Here is a 16,596-nt window from a genome sequence, read left to right as displayed (position 1 = left end):
GCTGCCGAGCGCCGCGTCATGCCGTCAGCAACTGCTCTGACCAGCCGGCTGCGGATATCCATCGAAAGAGGTCGCGTCATACAGGCTGGCCTCCTTCACCAGCCTGTATCTTGAATCACAAACCTACCCCCGCGGGAATCCTCTACGATTCCGTCAGCTGAGAAACTGCTCTAACCGACAACCGGCCCAGGCCGACCTGATCCCTAGGCCTCGAAATCGTAGGTGAAGCTGCCGCCCTCGGCGATGCCGACCTTGAGCGCCGATGCCTCCTGCTCGTCACCCAGCCGCTGCAGGATCTCGGTGGATATCTCCGGCAGCAGGGTCCGGTTGATGATGTGGTCGATGTTGCGGGCGCCGGTCTCAACCTCGGTGCAGCGCTGCGTGATCTGCTCCACCACCGCGTCGGTGTATTCGAACCGCATTTTCTGGCTGCTGCGCAGGCGGTCCCCGACCTTGTTGAGTTTCAAGCGCACGATGCCACCCAGCGCCTCGGCCTTCAGCGGGAAGAACGGCACGATCTGCATGCGGGCCAGCAGAGCCGGCTTGAAGTGATGGCTGAGCTGCGGGCGGATCGCCTCGGTCAGTTCCTCGACCGACGGCTTGGGATCGCGCATCCCGAGTTCGGTGATGATGTCGGTCGCGAGGTTGCTGGTCAGGAACACGATGGTGTTCTTGAAGTCGATCTCCCGGCCCTCGCCGTCCGACAGAGTGCCCTTGTCGAACACCTGGTAGAACAGGTTCATGACCTCCAGGTCGGCCTTCTCGACCTCATCGAGCAGCACCACCGAATACGGCCGTTGACGGACCGCCTCGGTCAGCACGCCACCCTCGCCATAGCCGACATAGCCCGGAGGCGAGCCGACCAGCCGGGACACCGTGTGCTTCTCCTGGAACTCCGACATGTTGATCGAGATCATGAAGCGCTCGCCGCCGAACATCTGATCGGCAACCGCCGTCGCGGTCTCGGTCTTGCCGACGCCGGATGACCCGACGAACAGGAAGACGCCCATCGGTGCATTCGGATTGTTCAGCCCGGCCTTTGCCGCCCGGATACCCTGGTCGATCACCGCAATGGCATCGTCCTGTCCCTTGATCCGGACCTTCATGCTCTCCGCAAAGCCAAGCGCGTTCTTCGCCTCGTCACGAACCATGCTGCCAAGCGGAACCCCGGTCCAATCGGCGATCACCTGGGCCACCGAGTCGGACGTGACTTCGTAATGCACCAGCGGGTCATAGCCCTGCAGGGTGGCCAGTTCGGCCCGGGTTGCGTCGATCTGACGCCGGATCTCCTCCGGATCGCTCGGGATATCGACGGCCGGCGTTGCGGCCACCGGCGCCGGCTCTTCCCCCGAAGCTTCATCATCGGAGCCGGCATCCGCGACCGGTTCCTGGCCGTCCGATGCCGGTTTTGCGTGCAGTGCCGCGCGCAGCGCCAGCACCCGGTCGACCAAGGCGCGCTCCTTGCTCCAGCGCTCGCCGAGCGTGACCAACTCAGCCTCGACCTTGGCGATCTGTTCGTTGAGTTCGGCCACCCGGTCGTCTGACCCCAGATTGTCCGACGCCAGGTCCCGCTCGACCGCTTCGAGTTCGCGCTTGAGCGTCGCGATCCGGCGCTCAGCATCGTCGACCACCGCCGGCTTGGCGCTCTGGCTCAACTTCACCCGTGCGGAAGCCGTGTCGAGAACGTCGACCGATTTGTCAGGCAACTGCCGCCCGGAGATGTAGCGCGCCGACAGGTGTGCAGCGGCGCTGACCGCATCGTCACGGATGTAGACGCCGTGTGCACCTTCATAGATCCCGCGGATGCCGCGCATGATGGTGACGGCGTCATCCGGAGATGGCTCGTCAAGCTTCACCAATTGGAAACGCCGGGTCAGCGCCGGATCCTTCTCGAAGTACTTCTTGTATTCCGACCACGTGGTTGCCGCGATGGTGCGCAGTTCACCCCGCGCCAGCGCCGGTTTCAGCAGGTTGGCCGCGTCGCTGCCGCCAGCCGTGCCGCCAGCCCCGATGAGGGTGTGCGCCTCGTCGATGAACAACACGATCGGCTTGGGCGACGCCTTGACCTCGTCGATCACGCCGCTCAGCCGGTTCTCGAACTCGCACTTCACGCCGGCGCCCGCCTGCAGCAGGCCGAGGTCCAGGCTCAGCAGTTCGACGTTCTGCATGAACTCCGGCACGTCGCCCTCGACGATTTTCAGAGCCAGTCCTTCGACGATCGCGGACTTGCCGACGCCCGGTTCGCCAACCGCGATCGGGTTGTTCTTTCTCCGCCGACCGAGAATGTCGACGATCAGCCGCATTTCGCGATCGCGGGCGAACACCGGGTCGATCTTGCCCGATCGCGCCTGCTCGGTGACATTGATGCAGAACCGGCCAATCGCGCTGTCTTCGCTGATACCGGCCGCAGCGCCCGGCTTGCCGTCGCCGCCGGGCGTCGGCTTTTGCAGGCCCATCGCCGCGGACTCTTCCTTGGAGCCATCGACGATATCCAGCAGCTTGCGCCGAAGTTCGTCGACGTTGACGTCATCCAGAAGATCCATGTAGCGACCGCCGCCGAACCGTGACCGATCGGCCAACAAGGCAACGATCAGCAGACCGGAGCGGATCTGGCCGAGACCGAGTTCGACCGAGCCCAGCAGCCATGCCGAGGAGATCCATTCGATCAGCACCGGCGAGAACACCGGCCGTCCGGTGTTGCCGGTCTTTCGGCCCTCAACCTCGCGCTGCAGTTCACGCTTGAGGTGGGCCGGTTCGATGCCCGAGTGCCGCAGGATGAGCTGGAAGTCGCGCTCGGTGTCGTCGACCATGGTCAGCAGCACGTGCTCGACCGTGACCTCGTAGTTAGTCCGGGACACACACAGGCCGGCCGCCGCTTCGAGCGCCTTCTTGGTGTATGGATTCAGCCGACCCAGCAGCGGCTTCAGCTCGACGGAAATCATGGCTCTCCCTCCCTCTTCATTCGTTCGACGCCGATACCGAGCCTAAGCTGCGGAACGGATCACATTCTCGACCTGTTCGCCTCCGGCCAGCCAGCCGTCATATCCAAGCGTCATCGGCCTTCCGAGCTTCCACGGTGACACGTCGTCTTCGCGCACGATCAGGACGATCTCGTATTCCAGGCGGGAACGGATGGTTGCTTCCACCAGCGATGCCAGTCGCCGGCGGCTCGGCTGACCAGGCAGAAAGCCGCGGTACTCGCCAATGCTCATTGGCCCGATCCACAGGCGAAACTTTCCCATGATGTCCGGAACCCGGTCCCCGAGCACCCAGTCATCGTCGAGCGTGGAGTTTGCAACCCCAAGACGGCATTTCTGAGCCTCGTCCACAGTCGCCCGGCGCGGAACGAACTCTTCGACCCGGGTTCGCACGCCGTTGAACTGGTGCGATACCAGCGTCTCCAGCAGCATCGCGGAGCGGCCGGCAAGAGCCAGCGGGCCCGCGAACGGCAGCAGCGACTCCAGCGACAGGGGACTGTCGGCCGAACGCAGGCCCAGCATCCCCATCAGCGCGATCACATACCCCGAAATCGGATCGGTGGCGCCCGACCGATACGTAGCGGCGTGGCGATACTTGCGCCAGATCTGGTAGACGATCTCGATGACGCGATGATTGAACAGGTCCAGGAAATCGCGCAGCGTGGCACTGTCGCGATCACGCGCGATGACATGCTCGGTAACGAACGCGGGCAATGGGCTGGATGGCCCGTACAAGCCGATGAACGGAACTTCGATCTCGAAACGGGGCCGGCCTTGCTCGTCCTCGAAGCGGGTGACGCGGGTGATGTCAGTCGCCGGAAACCCCATGGTCGGCGTGGCCCGGAACCGCAACCCGACCCGTGATTCGGTCCCTGACGCCGATCCATCGTCAACCGAGCCGAGAGCGAGACGAGCCAACGTCACCGCTTGGAAGAACTCGAAGCGAAAGCTGTTGGCAATCAGGTCATCGACTACAGAATCCGGTTCTGCCCGGTTCGCACGCCCCATTGGTATCTCACATTCCTCTCGACGCCCTGGATGGTGAGTTGATGCACTGAGTTGATGTTCGAGAACATGTCGAGGAAACGGTCGAACACCGTTCCGAACAAGAACAACTCGGCGGCACCGCCCAGCTTGCTCTCCTGGACGTTCAGCATAAACCGCACGCCGCGCAACACGCCGCCGCTGCGCATCCAGTCCATCGGCTCGGATCGGACCGACTGGATCCCCTCCAACAACAACTCCATGCGCCGACGTTCCTGTTCGTCAACCTGCGCACGGACGTTGTAGGTGGACAGGATCCGACCCAGCGCATGGGTATCGGCGAGGCTGCTGTAGTTCAGCGCCAAGTTGGAGATCAGGATCCATAGAAGATTGCGGTCGATCGGAGGTGGCGTCTGGGCGGTCACGCCGATCGGGTTGCGGAATGTCGCGAAGGTTGGCGAGGTTGCGGTCGGTTGGTCGATGGCCCCAACCGCCAACGCCTCCGGCGCCCGACCGTTTGTGCAGGTGAGCTCGATCGAGACCGTTTCCGCCGCAAGCGGTATGGCCCGGCTCTCGGCATCAACAAACGAAATGTAGGCATCGACCGTCTGCGAGGCCACCGCACCGCGCCGCCGGATCCGATAATAGACCTCCTCACCGGCCTTGCCGACAATCGGTCGGTACGACGCGAACGGCTTGTAGACCACCTGCTCGTTGCGACCCCGCACCCAACCGACCACCTTCTCGACACCGTACACGTCGATCTGGCGATCCCTTCCGCCCATCGGGCGCACCCGGTATTCCGACTTGCGATGATCCAGATTGACCGGCTCGCCGTCGTCTTCGAAGACGTTCACGGCTGGCGTGCAGTTCAGGCGCACGGTGTTGCGGCCGGCCTTGCCGCCGCGATCCAAGGGCCGCGAGAACTCGAACTTCAGTTCGATCTGCGGGCCTCGCAACGTCCGTAATCGGTTGCCGACATGGATGTCGACAAACATGAACTTCTCCGGGAACGCAAAATACTCCTGGAGGATACGGAAGCCCGAAAAGGCGTTCGGCGGATAAGGCAGGACCGCGTGGTCAGTATCGAATCCCACCGGTGAGACGGCATCGGGATCAAGCGTAAACCGGCTTCCGTTGCCGCCCAGCACGCTGATCGACCGGACGTCCTGCATCAGTGCCCGGTACAGGTCCCGCGCAATGCTGGCGTCGGCGGCCCCATCGAGAAACAGGCGCAGCCGGTCGGCGTCGATCTGTGTGGGATCCACACCGTCGAGCAGCTGCAGTTTGACGGTCAGTCGACTGGTCGTCGGCGTGGAGTCGACCTCGACCCCCGCGACAGACATCGGAAGGCATTGAACGTCGTAGGAGGTTCGGAACCGGCACGTGGTGCCGCCAACCTCGCGCGATGCCACCATGGTGCCGCGTTCCACGGGAGCGCCGGCATCCGCCCCGGGAATGACCGAGAATTCGATGACGGTCATCGCCGGAACCGGGCGCAGGTAGTTGGGCCAGACCAGCTCGATCAGTGAATGCGCAACCTCCGGCAGTTCGTCGTCCAGCTTCTCGCGCAACCGCCCGGTCAGGAAGGCGAACCCCTCCAACAACCGCTCCACATCAGGGTCGCGGCTCTCGCGGGCAAGGTACGGCGCCAGGCGAGGGTTTTCCCGTGCGAACTCGTCCCCGATCTCGCGGAGATACGCCAGTTCATCCTGGAAGTACCGGTTCATGCTCATCGAATTCGTACCGACCCGTCGCTCCCGAAAACCGTCTCGAAGGTCACCGGATCATCGGACTCCTCGACCGCGAGTTCCGCCTTGATTCGATACGCAAGATTCAACGGACGGTCGGGATCCGGCACGTGACGCACAACGACGTTGCGCAGCCGTGGTTCAAAGGCGTCGATCTGCTGTTTGATCGCGCGTGCGATTGCCGGCACCGCCGCCGGGAACTCGCTCGCCATGTCGTTGAAGTCCGGCAGGCCGAAATCCGGGCGGGTCCCGACCGCACCCTGGCGGGTGTTCATCAAGATCTGCAGGTAGTCGACGATCGACTGCGTCGCCACGGAGGTATCGAACGGACGACCCGCCACCGGAGCCTCGTCGTCGATCAGCCGCTGCAGCAGCGTCCGTTCAGCCATCCCGCCATCCCTTCCCGAAACGGTCGATCCGCCACGGCCCAGCCTGCCGGAACCGCCGGAGGCCGGACCGCGGAGGGGTGACTATCAGGACTTGTCGAGCTTGCCCTTCAGGGACAGCGTGAAGTCCGCACCCATGTACTTGAAGTGCGGTTGAACCGCCATGCTGACGCTGTACCAGCCGGGCTCACCCTCGACATCCTCCACCTTGATGTCGGCACGGCGAAGCGGCCTGCGGCTGCGGACTTCGGCCGACGGATTCTCCTGATCCGAGACGTACTGCCGAATCCAGTTGTTCAGTTCGCTTTCCAGTTCGCCGCGGTTCTTCCAGCTGCCGATGTTCTCGCGCTGCAATACCTTGATGTAATGCGCCAGCCGGTTGATCACGAGCATGTACGGCAGCTGGGTGCCAAGCTTGTAGTTGGTCTCGGCCGCCTTGCCCTCCGGGGTGTTACCGAAATACTTCGGCTTCTGTACCGAATTCGCCGAGAAGAAGGTCGCGTTATTGGCGCCCTTGCGATTGACCAGCGCAATGAAGCCCTGCTCGGCCAACTCGTACTCCCGGCGGTCGGAAACCATCACCTCGGTCGGTGCCTTGGTCTCGTTCTGCCCCATGCTCTGGTAGTTGTGCATCGGAAGGTTCTCGACCGCACCACCGCTCTGCGGGCCGATCACGTTCGGGCACCAGCGATACTTGGCGAAACTGTCGGACAGCCTCGACGCGAACGCGAAGGCCGCGTTCCCCCAAAGGTAATTGTCGGTCTCGCCATCCGATTCTTCGTTGTAATTGAAAGCCTTGATCGGATTGGAATCCTCGCCGTACGGCTCGCGAAGCATGAAGCGCGGCACGGTCAGGCCAACGTAGCGGGAGTCTTCGGTCTCCCGGAAGGCATTCCACTTGGCGTACTGCGGACCTTCGAAGATCGCCTGCAAATCCTTCAGGCCGGCAATATCCTCGTGCCGGTCGACCCCGAACATTTTCGGAGAAGCCGCGGCAAACATCGGCGCGTGAGCCATCGCACCGACGTTGGAGACATAGCGCAGCAACTGGATGTCCTGCGAGCCGGCGTCGAATTCGTAGTTGGCGATGATCGCCCCGATCGGCTGGCCGCCGAACACGCCATACTCGTCGGTATAGATGTGCTTGTAGAGACCTGACTGAACGACTTCGGGCGCGTCCTCGAAATCCTCGAGCAACTGATCCTTCGACACGTTCAGCAGTTCAATCTTGATGTTCTGACGGAAGTCCGTCCGGTCGACGAGGAACTTCAGCCCGCGCCACGCGCTTTCCAGCTTCTTGACGTCGTCGTTGTGCAGGATCGCGTCGACCTGCGCCGACAGTTTGCGGTCGATCTCCGCGATCATCTGATCGACCATACCCGCCTGGACTTTGGCAGCGCCCTGGTTCGGCTTGATCAGTTCGGCAATGAAGGCCGCCACGCCCTGTCGGGCGACATCGTAGCCTTCCTGGTTCGGCGCATACCGCGTCTCCTGCATGATCTGATCAAGCAGCGAGTCGGACTCAACCGTTTGGGCTGCAGCCCCTTGGTTCTCTGTATCAGTCGACGACACGATCACCCCTCCGTTCGTATCCGGCCGTTATGCCGGCCACATCAGTCGGCTTGCGCCGCTCGGCACCGGCATGGACGCCGGTCAGGATTTGTCAGCCTCATCGGCCCCGAGCTCCTTGAGCAATGCTGCGCGCGCGCCTTCGTCGTCGACGATGCTCTGGATGGCCTTGCGGAACGCGGGCGTGTTGCCAAGCGGCCCCTTGAGGGCGACCAGGGCCTGTCGAAGCTCCAGCAGCTTGCGCAACTCCGGGACCTGATTGACGACCTGCTCCGGCTCGAAATCCTTGAGAGAATCGAACTTGAGGTGAACGCTCATCTGAGCATCGGCTTCATCGGACAGCCGGTCGGCGACGTTGGCATCGACCTTGAGGTCCATGCCACGCATCACATCGTTGAAATTGTCCTTGTTGACGTTGACCCGCTCACGCTCTTCAAGCGGTGTCTCGTCGGCGCGCAACGTGAAATCCCCAAGGATCACGTGCTTCATCGGAAGCTCGATTTCTTCCTTTGCGTCACCGGTCGCCGGCCTGTAGCGGATGTTCACGCGCTCCTTCGGAGCCACGGATCCTTCTTGTGCCATCCCTTCCCTCCTCAACGCCCGTCGGCCGATCGATCGGCCGAACGTTACTCCGCCCCGGCCTGAGCCGAGAACTCACCCAACTCGACCGCCGCCCGCATGTCCAATCGCGACAGCCGCGTCGTCCATTCACGACGGAGCGTCGCCCAATCGGGGTCCACCTCTCCACCCACGTCGAGCGAACTGCCACGAAGCAGCATCGTGGTCAGATCCACACAGACGGACGGGTCCCAGACATCGAGACTAAACTTGCACGACAACTTGTCCAGATGCATCAACAGGGACATCGCCAGATCGGGCCGGCCGGCGTCCATGCACAGCCGGGCTTTCTCAAGGTCCCAAAGAAACCGCGATCGCTCACCCACCGCCTGGTTTCGAGCGTTTTCGAACACCACGGCAGCGTCGCCGAGATTTCCTTTGGCAGCGAGCGCTCGAGCATTGGAGCGGATCTCTGCGAAGTCAGCTCCCAGGCCGTCGCCGGCTCCCGCACCTCCAGCGCTGCCGCTGGACATCAACTCATCGGTGATCCACATGCGGGTTGCCGCGTCGGCGAACGCCGTCCCGCCATCGAATGCCAATCCAACCACTTTGGGGAACCGCTTCAGAAACGCCGCCGTCTGCCCCTGCAGGGCGTCACGGGCCGCTGTGTGGCCCAGCGCGCCGAGCGCCGACGCCGAATGCCGGTGCAGATCCAGCCAGAACAATCGATCGACGGCGTTGCCCTCGCAGAATTCCAGCAGCTTCAGAGGATCGCCGGCGTCGGCCAGCGTCGCCAGAACCGGCCCGAGTTCGCGGGTCGGATCGGGCAGCATGGTACGCCCGTCCTGATCCGGCGGTGCTGCCTGCACCGGCAGCCACAGGACGCTGCGCAGCAGCTGATAGGATCGTGGGTCGCCCGGACTCGCCGACCTGATCGCCTTGGCCATGGCGACCACATTGCTTCGCAGGGTATTGATCGCCCGGTCCATCTCCGGCCCTGACGCAGCCGGGACGGCGACCGCGGCCACCGGAGGCGGCGCGGCGGCGGCAACCGGAGCAGGAGCAGGAGGAGCCGCAGGAGTTGCGGGAGCGACGGGGGTTGGTGCTGCAGGCGGTGACGCGGCCGGCTCGTCCGATGCCGCAGGCGGGCCACCGTCAGCCGGTGCCGCTGCCTCCGCCGACGGTGCGGGCTCGGCACTGGCTGCCGCCTGAGCGGCCGCTTCGGCCTCGGCTGCAGCCGCGGCCTTCTTGGCGACTTCCGCCATCATGAAGTCGGCGTCGCGTTTCAGGTTGCGCAATGGCCGCAGAAGGTCGCCAAGATTGGCCTGAACACCGTCGGCTTTCTCGGAAAACGTTCTGTCGAGGCCGTCCACGGCGTCGAAAAGCTGGACGATCAACTCCGCATTCTCGGATGTGGCGGTGACATCGGCCAAGCTTGTCCCGGCGCGTTCGGCAATCCATTCGATCGCCCCCACCCTGGCCCGCATTCGCTTGATCGGCGGGAAGCAGTCTTCCCAGTAAGTCTCCACGATCCCTTGGATCACGTCGATTCCGGCAGCCAGTCCCCGCATGCCCTCTTCGCGATTCAACGCAACGGTCAGCCAACTGGCGACCAGGAGATCCTTGGAGCGTCCGGCCAGGATCGCGCTCGCCATCGAGACGACACTCGGCCAATCGACCGCCGCCGGACCGGCACTCTGCATCTTGCCGATCTCGTCCTCGAGCCGGGTAAACTCCTCCTCGTACCGGACATTCTCACCCGCCGGGTCAGGACCGGGGATCGGGTCCCGGCCTAGCCCACCGCTGGGCAGATCCTGCAATGCCATCCCCGCTCCCCGATCACTCTGTTCCAGCGGCTGATGGTAGCGTCAGGCACACGAACGAACCAAGACTTTGCCGCATCACACCGGTGTCACCGCGCGCGACGCCCGACCAGCCGACCAAACCAGCCCGGGTCTTCCAGGGATACCATGAACGCTTCAGGACTATCCCAGCCATCGACCGGATCTCCCGCCAGCCCCTGCATCAACGCCTGCCAGGACGAGTCCCGCAGTCCGGGCGGCCGGATTGGTCGCGTGCCCCGGGACGCCGATCCACCGGTCAAGAGCGCCGTCATGACACGCGCCAACCCAAGCACGTCGCCGCGAGCATCCGGCAGTCCTCCGGCCACCGCACCGGACTTCAGCGCGGCCGCCAAGCCCAGTTCCAGCACGAGCACCGCGTCGTCCGCGGACAGGACTATTGTGTCCAGCCCCAGCGCGCCGTGAAACAGCCCGGCTCGATGAGCGTGCGACAGGCCCTCGGCTATTCGGTGACCGATCGGCAGCACCGAGCGCAGCGGCCACCCCGCATCGGATCCGCTGCCGAGCAGGCTCATCAACGTCCGGCCGCCGCGATGGGCCGCAACCACGCAGGTTCGATCGTCATGCCGCGTTACTTCGTAGACGGTCTCGAACACCGGATGCGCGAGATCGCGAACCCGCCCGGTGGCCTGGAGGACACGATGCGGTGCGCCTGGATCCCCGGTCAGGTCGGCGTCCAGGATCGTTATCGTAACCGTGCGATGTCCGTCGCCACCGACCCGCCAAGATCGATCAACTGCCCGATAGGCAACACCGGACGGCCGTCTGCCGATGACCGCGTCGATCTCATACCGTTCGGCGATCGTCTGGCCGATCAGGCGACCCAACGGATCACCCCACGGTCAACCGGCTGACCGCGCTCGGAGTGACTGGAAGACACGGTCCCGCCGTATACCCGCCTTGGTCCGGTGCGTTGCGTCGGATGCTCGTCCTCGCGCGGCTGACGCTCGGTCTCCATACCAATCGCCGGGACTGTCCTGTGATTGATCACGCCGATAGTGTCGGGGATTCGCGGTCGGGTGTCGAGAAGGCAAGCTGTTGCTTCGGGCCGATATTCCGGGCTTACTGAGGCCTCGTGACACCGAGCGGAGACTCCGCCATGAATCCCAGCGATCTCCCTCCGGGATCTGGCAAGACCGCTCGGCCCGGCGTCGGTGCGCCACTGCAGTTCCGCGCCCTTCCACTGCGAATCCTGGTCGTTGGCCGGTTCGGCCTGGAACGGAACAAATTTCACCGGCTCGACGCGAGTGGCGTCGCCGGTCTTCTGGAGAGGACTGGGCCCGCGCTGTCGTTTCGGGCTGCCGACCTTCTGCGAGCCGACGGCACCGAGCTGTCCATCCAGCTGACATTCCGGCACCGCCGCGACTTCAAGCCCGCTGCTGTAGCAAGAGCGGTGCCGGAACTGAAACGCGTGCTTGCCGCCCGGAACGCGCCCCGACCTGGCAGTACGGTGGATGGGTTCCGCGATCTCGCTGCCGTGCATCGAGCCCTGACCGACGCGCCCGCCGCCCAGGAGCAGGCATCCGCGACGTCGGCCGAGCCAGTCCAATCCGGACGGGACGGCGCCGACTCTTCCGGCGACGACTCCATCGACCGCCTGCTCGACATGGTCGACGGTCCCTCGGCGTCCCCGGGGACCACTCAGGAGACGCCCGACGATCCGGCGCGCAGGGCGCTGAGCGGCTTCATCTCCGAAGTTTCGCGCGGCTCCAAGCGACCCACTCCGTCGGCAAGCATCGCACCGGAGGGCCTCGAGGCGATTCTCACCGCCCAGATCGCCGCGGTGCTCGATCATCCAGACTTCCGGTGCCTTGAGCGCTCATGGACGGCACTGCGCTTTCTGGCGCGACGGATCGATCAGCAGGCCCGGATCACCATCGATATCCTGGAGTCCGAGATCGACTCGGTCGCCGATGCGCTGGAAGCAACGGTTCCGGAAGACGATCTGGACGCGGCAGGTCCCGTCCGCCTGGTTGTCGACCTGAACGACTATGACGCCAGCGACCGCGACATCGCTCGGCTTCGCCGGCTGGCGGACTTCGGAGCTTCGAGACGCGCCGTCGTCCTCGCCAACGCCGGATCGGATTTCGCAGGTGAAGCCGAGTCAGGGTCACTGGCGGCCATGCATGACCCTGAGACGCGATTTGCCGACGACCGCTTCACTGCCTGGCGGTCACTGCGCGACGCCTCGAACGCTGTCTGGCTCGGTCTGTGTCTCAGCCGCATCGCACTGCGCGACGCCCATGACGACCTTCCCGGACGGACGTCGCCCGCCAACGGCGCCCGCAGGATCGGCCAGCCGCTCGACGTAGGCGTGGCACCAGCGGTCGCCACCCTGCTGGCCGCCGCCGCGGCACAGCGAGGCTGGCCATGCGTTGGCCGGACGACCGACCAGATCGTCGACAACCTGGTTATCGTGGACAGTACCGTCGACGATCTGGAAGGGCCGGTGCGCCCGGCGCTGTCGGTCAACGCGGCCGACAGCGTTGCCAACGCCGGACTGATCACGCTGGTCGCCGAACGCGGGCGCGATCAGGCACGCCTGTTGCGCATGCCGTCGGTTCGCAAGGCACGGGATCGGGAATCGGCTTTCGAAACGGCGCTGCCGACCGTGCTGTTCCAATCACAGGTCGTCCACGGCCTGCAGTGGAACGCCGACCGGCTGTTCAGCGCAGGTCGCTCGACCGACCTGCGTGAACGCGTGGAGGCCTATCTCGGCTCACTGATTGGAGAGACCGGCCCCGGATCCAGCGCCGAGGTCCGGCTGGACAGTGATGACGACGGACAGCCGGTTCTGGCGATCGTCGTCCGCTCCGGCGCCGATGTCGCCCCCGGTGCGTCCATGCATTTCGACATCCCGATCACCGGCGACGATGATGGCGGGTGAACCGCGTCAACACGATTGCTCCTGGTGGCGGGTAATGCGAGGTTCGCTGTCGGCCGCGCCGCCACTGCCGGAGAGACTCGTGTCGGAGCTCGTCAGATGGAATTGACCTTGGAGATCATCAGCTTTCAAAAATCGCTGATGGGCGACGCCCAATCGCACACGTTCACGGAAGCAGGCGGGTCGATCGGCAGGGGACGCGACAATTCCTGGATTCTGCCGGACCCGAACCGGTACATCTCGTCTCGGCATGCCGAGATCGACTGCAGCGGCGGCCAGTTCCGGGTCACCGATATCAGCACCAACGGCGTGTTCGTGAATGGCGATGCCACTGCGCTCGGCCGCGACCAGCATGCGGTTCTGTCGAACGGCGACCGGCTGGTGCTCGGCGACTATGAGATTGCGGTCAGGATTCGGGACGGCGCGGCACAGCAGAGGCCCGGCGTAACCATGTCGGTGAATGTGGGATCGGCCTTGCTCGGGGGCGTCGGAACACAGCCACCGAAGGACATCCTGGACGTCGTCGACCGGAGGGGCAATGAGCCGCGCCTTGGCCGGCTGGAGATTCCAGACGACGCATTCGACCAGCCACCGCTGACAAGCGCCAAAGCACCTCCGCCCACCACCAGCCGGCCCACCCCGGCTCCCGCGCCCCTGCGCAAGGAGCCGATCCCTCCGCCGCCGCCCCGAAGAACAGCGCCTGCGCCAACCGCGCCTGCTCCCAAGACGCCCCCGGCAACCAAACCTCGACTGCCGGAAGACATCGACTTCAAAAGCCCGGTGTCAGAGCCCCCCCCTTCGATTTCGCAAACCCCTCCGGTGCAGCCGGCCGCGGCTCCGACGTCGAAGTTGCCGGACGATTTCGATGCGCTTCTGCCCGACTCTCCTCCGCCGGTGACCCCCCCGGCCACTGAACGTGGCGCGCCACCACCCGGAATAGTGCCATCCCGTCCGCCCGTCCCACCCACGCCGGCGCCGGCGGCGACACGTCCAATGTTGCCCGACGACGATTTTGACGACCTGCTGCCCCAACCGATCGCCCCGCCTGCTCCAGCGCCGGTCAAGGGCGTGCTCCCCGACAACGTCCCTCTGCTCCGGCCGGTACCGGGCACCGGCAACGGGCCTGAGCCGCTGTCGCCGGTCCCGCACTCGTCAACCTCGCCTTCCCCTGCCGACCAGCCGCTCGATGGGGAAAAGGATGAGACGAAGGACCTCCCGTCCGGTGTGCCATCCAACGAACCTGTTCTTACCGCCCTGGCGACGGGGCTGGGCGTTGACCCCAGCGTGCTGGAAGGTATGGATTCGCATCACATCATCGAACTGGTGGGCCGTGCAGCACGGTCGGCAGCACTCGGCATTGCCGGAGCGTTCGACGCGCGCAATGCCCTGGCCCGGGCGGCCGGCATCGATCCGAACGATCTCGGCCAGGACCAGGACAACCCATTCCTGGTGTTCCGGTCAGGTGAAGCAGCGTTGAAACAGTCGCTGTCAAACGGCATCCATCCGGCCCAATCCCTGGACGCCGCAACCCGACAGTCGGTGGCAGCGCTTTCGGCGAACAGTTCCGCAGCGGCGTCCGCGCTTGAGGCTCTGCTGGATCAGTTTGCGAGCGGGCACCCGCCGCAATCGGCAGATGCGGTTCGAGAAATCTTCGGTGCCGCTTTCGTGACAGCGTATCATCGAGAGATCGGTCGTCTTAAGTAGGTTTCGGCGTTGAGGGGGGGGAAACAGAGAATGCGGCATCGGCTGCGATCGACTACCGAGAGCTTCAAGTGGTCCGCGGTGTTCGCGGCTGTACTGGTGCTTGTCGGATGCGGATCGTCGACGCCGGACCCGACGACGGTGTCGATGACCATTGCAGCAACCGGTTCGATCAACCCGAATAGTTCGTCCGAGCCTTCCCCCGTCGTGCTCCGCATCTACCAGCTCAAATCGGACAGCGCATTCAAGGCAGCCGAGTTTTCAGAAATATTCTACAGCGACCGCAAGGTCCTGGGCGGTGATCTCCTGGGTCAGAAGGAGTTCAACGTGAAGCCCGGCGGCAAGCTCACCTATGACGATACGGTCAGCCCGGAAACGCGGTATATTGGAATTGTTGCCGGCTTTCGCGACATCGACAATGCGACGTGGCGTGTGATTGAGGCGGCGACCCCGGAAAATCAGAACGCCTTTACCGTCAGCGTCGATTCACTGTCGGTCTCCCTCCAGCGTCCGAGTTCGAGTTGGTGGAAAATCTTTTGAGGGTCGGAACACTCGGGGTAACCGGGAACAGCAACCAACGGGACCGGCATGGCGACGGAAAATAAACCTTTGTGGATCGAGGGGATGTTCATGCGCCCCCACCACTTCCAGCAGCACGACCGCTATTTGGAGACCTACGTCGAGTCCAGGGTGACGAGCCTACGACCCTGCTCCTGGGGCCTGACCGCCCTGGAGCTCGATGCTCCAGCCCTCGCGCTCGGCAAGATTGCCCTGACCCGACTCCGTGCCGTAATGCCGGATGGCACGCCCGTGGAAGTGCCTGCCAGCGCCCATGCCCTCAAGCCCCGCGACATTCCGACCGATTTTTCGAACGGCAGGGTCTATCTGGCGCTGCCGGTCCGCAGCGGCGACGGACCGGAAATCGATCCGGACGACGATGGGCGCATCGACCCCCGCTTCCGGTCGGCCGGACGCGGCCTTCGCAACAGCACCCAGCGTACGTCGGACGAGATCGACGTTCAGCTGGCAATCCCGAACCTGCGGCTGGTGCTCGAAGGCGAACCGGTCGACGATCTGGTCCTCCTCGCGGTTGCCCGGGTGAAAGAGCGCGGCTCGGACGGTGCGGTTGTCCTCGACGACGGATTTCTCGCGCCGGCACTCGACTGCGGGGCCTATGCCGGTTTTGGTCGTTTGCTCAGCGAGATCACCGCGCTGCTGCGGCGGCGGGGCGAGGCGCTGGCGACGATGGTCGATCCGGCACGCGCCGACGGGGTGTCAACACTGAGCGATTTCCTGCTGCTGCAGCTGATCAATCGGTTCGAGCCACTGTTCGAGCATCTGCTGAATGTGCGTCCGTTGCATCCCGAGACCGTTTACTCAATCGCCCTGCAGCTTGCGGGCGAGTTGTCCACCTTCGACGGCGCGCGACGACCGCCAGCTTTTCCGAACTATGTCCACGACGAGCTCGATACCTGTTTCGGGCCGGTCCTCCGGCATATTCGGCAGGCGTTGAGCATCGTTACCGAGCGCTCGGCACACCAGTTGCCGATCGAGGCCCGGAAGTACGGCGTCTATGTCTCGATCATCGCCGACCAGAATCTCTTGCGGCAGGCGCGGTTTGTCCTGGCCGTCCGCGCCAATGTTGACAGCGCTGACATCCTGCGTTCGTTCCCCAATCAGGTGAAGATCGGACCGGTCGAGGAGATCCGGAATCTCGTCAACCTGCAGCTTCCGGGCATTGGCTTGAAGGCATTGCCGGTTGCTCCACGAGAAGTGCCGTATCACAGCGACACCGCCTACTTCGAACTGGACCGACAGTCGGAGCTTTGGTCGAAACTGTCCGGGTCAGCCTCGTTCGCGTTTCATGTTGCCGGCGAGTTTCCGGGCATTCGCCTGGAATTCTGGGCCATACGGGAGAGCTGA

At 64.2% G+C, this 16,596-nt stretch carries 12 protein-coding genes; 4 read left to right on the top strand and 8 right to left on the bottom strand.

What is annotated here, in order from left to right; genetic code table 11:
- Positions 1–203 precede the first annotated feature (203 nt).
- From tssH to RIC54_RS20615, 8 genes are all read right to left on the bottom strand, one after another.
- A complete protein-coding gene (gene tssH, locus RIC54_RS20650) occupies positions 204–2,942 on the bottom strand; it encodes a type VI secretion system ATPase TssH (protein WP_350151384.1) in 2,739 nt (912 codons plus the stop codon).
- A 42-nt stretch (positions 2,943–2,984) separates the two neighbouring features.
- On the bottom strand, positions 2,985–3,986 hold the full coding sequence (gene tssG, locus RIC54_RS20645; protein WP_350091128.1) for a type VI secretion system baseplate subunit TssG: 1,002 nt from the start codon (positions 3,984–3,986) through the stop codon (positions 2,985–2,987).
- Positions 3,950–5,698: a type VI secretion system baseplate subunit TssF gene (gene tssF / locus RIC54_RS20640; RefSeq protein WP_350091131.1), complete on the bottom strand. Its 1,749-nt coding sequence runs from the start codon at positions 5,696–5,698 to the stop codon at positions 3,950–3,952. The genes tssG and tssF overlap by 37 nt, the downstream gene beginning before the upstream one ends.
- Positions 5,695–6,102, bottom strand: coding sequence for a type VI secretion system baseplate subunit TssE (tssE, locus tag RIC54_RS20635; RefSeq protein ID WP_350091134.1), 408 nt, complete (start codon positions 6,100–6,102; stop codon positions 5,695–5,697). Before tssE ends, tssF begins: the two co-directional genes overlap by 4 nt.
- A gap of 84 nt (positions 6,103–6,186) precedes the next feature.
- Positions 6,187–7,671 carry a type VI secretion system contractile sheath large subunit gene (gene tssC, locus RIC54_RS20630; protein WP_350091137.1) on the bottom strand — a complete coding sequence of 495 codons (1,485 nt, stop codon included), beginning with the start codon at positions 7,669–7,671 and terminating at the stop codon, positions 6,187–6,189.
- Between the two features lie 81 nt (positions 7,672–7,752).
- Entirely contained in the window at positions 7,753–8,250 is a 498-nt protein-coding gene (tssB, locus tag RIC54_RS20625; protein ID WP_007672086.1) for a type VI secretion system contractile sheath small subunit, read from the bottom strand.
- Positions 8,251–8,294: 44 nt separating this feature from the next.
- Complete coding sequence (gene tssA / locus RIC54_RS20620) at positions 8,295–10,052, bottom strand: type VI secretion system protein TssA (protein ID WP_350091142.1); 1,758 nt, start codon at positions 10,050–10,052, stop codon at positions 8,295–8,297.
- Between the two features lie 86 nt (positions 10,053–10,138).
- The gene (locus RIC54_RS20615) at positions 10,139–10,915 is read right to left on the bottom strand and encodes a protein kinase family protein (RefSeq protein WP_350091145.1); all 777 of its coding nucleotides are present in this window, start codon (positions 10,913–10,915) and stop codon (positions 10,139–10,141) included.
- A 272-nt stretch (positions 10,916–11,187) separates the two neighbouring features.
- On the opposite strand from RIC54_RS20615, the gene RIC54_RS20610 reads away from it, so the two are divergent.
- From RIC54_RS20610 to tssK, 4 genes are all read left to right on the top strand, one after another.
- Positions 11,188–12,975 carry a type VI secretion system contractile sheath domain-containing protein gene (locus tag RIC54_RS20610; protein WP_350091148.1) on the top strand — a complete coding sequence of 596 codons (1,788 nt, stop codon included), beginning with the start codon at positions 11,188–11,190 and terminating at the stop codon, positions 12,973–12,975.
- A gap of 108 nt (positions 12,976–13,083) precedes the next feature.
- Positions 13,084–14,676, top strand: coding sequence for a type VI secretion system-associated FHA domain protein TagH (gene tagH, locus RIC54_RS20605; protein ID WP_350091151.1), 1,593 nt, complete (start codon positions 13,084–13,086; stop codon positions 14,674–14,676).
- Positions 14,677–14,706: 30 nt separating this feature from the next.
- Positions 14,707–15,213 (top strand): type VI secretion system lipoprotein TssJ, encoded by a 507-nt coding sequence (gene tssJ / locus RIC54_RS20600; protein ID WP_350091154.1) that lies wholly within the window; start codon positions 14,707–14,709, stop codon positions 15,211–15,213.
- 48 nt (positions 15,214–15,261) lie between these two features.
- A complete protein-coding gene (gene tssK, locus RIC54_RS20595) occupies positions 15,262–16,596 on the top strand; it encodes a type VI secretion system baseplate subunit TssK (RefSeq protein ID WP_350091157.1) in 1,335 nt (444 codons plus the stop codon).

The sequence above is a fragment of the Thalassobaculum sp. genome (assembly GCF_040219215.1).
In the GTDB taxonomy this organism is placed as follows: domain Bacteria; phylum Pseudomonadota; class Alphaproteobacteria; order Thalassobaculales; family Thalassobaculaceae; genus Thalassobaculum_A.
The sequence above is the reverse complement of the archived record's forward strand: the minus strand, read 5'-3'. Positions and strand labels throughout refer to the sequence as shown.

Coding starts and splice junctions, on each gene's coding strand:
- tssK (WP_350091157.1), top strand. CDS start 15,262: ATGGCGACGGAAAATAAACCTTTGTGGATCGAGGGGATGTTCATGCGC.
- tssB (WP_007672086.1), bottom strand. CDS start 8,250: ATGGCACAAGAAGGATCCGTGGCTCCGAAGGAGCGCGTGAACATCCGC.
- tssJ (WP_350091154.1), top strand. CDS start 14,707: ATGCGGCATCGGCTGCGATCGACTACCGAGAGCTTCAAGTGGTCCGCG.
- tssG (WP_350091128.1), bottom strand. CDS start 3,986: ATGGGGCGTGCGAACCGGGCAGAACCGGATTCTGTAGTCGATGACCTG.
- RIC54_RS20610 (WP_350091148.1), top strand. CDS start 11,188: ATGAATCCCAGCGATCTCCCTCCGGGATCTGGCAAGACCGCTCGGCCC.
- tssF (WP_350091131.1), bottom strand. CDS start 5,698: ATGAGCATGAACCGGTACTTCCAGGATGAACTGGCGTATCTCCGCGAG.
- tssA (WP_350091142.1), bottom strand. CDS start 10,052: ATGGCATTGCAGGATCTGCCCAGCGGTGGGCTAGGCCGGGACCCGATC.
- tssH (WP_350151384.1), bottom strand. CDS start 2,942: ATGATTTCCGTCGAGCTGAAGCCGCTGCTGGGTCGGCTGAATCCATAC.
- tssE (WP_350091134.1), bottom strand. CDS start 6,102: ATGGCTGAACGGACGCTGCTGCAGCGGCTGATCGACGACGAGGCTCCG.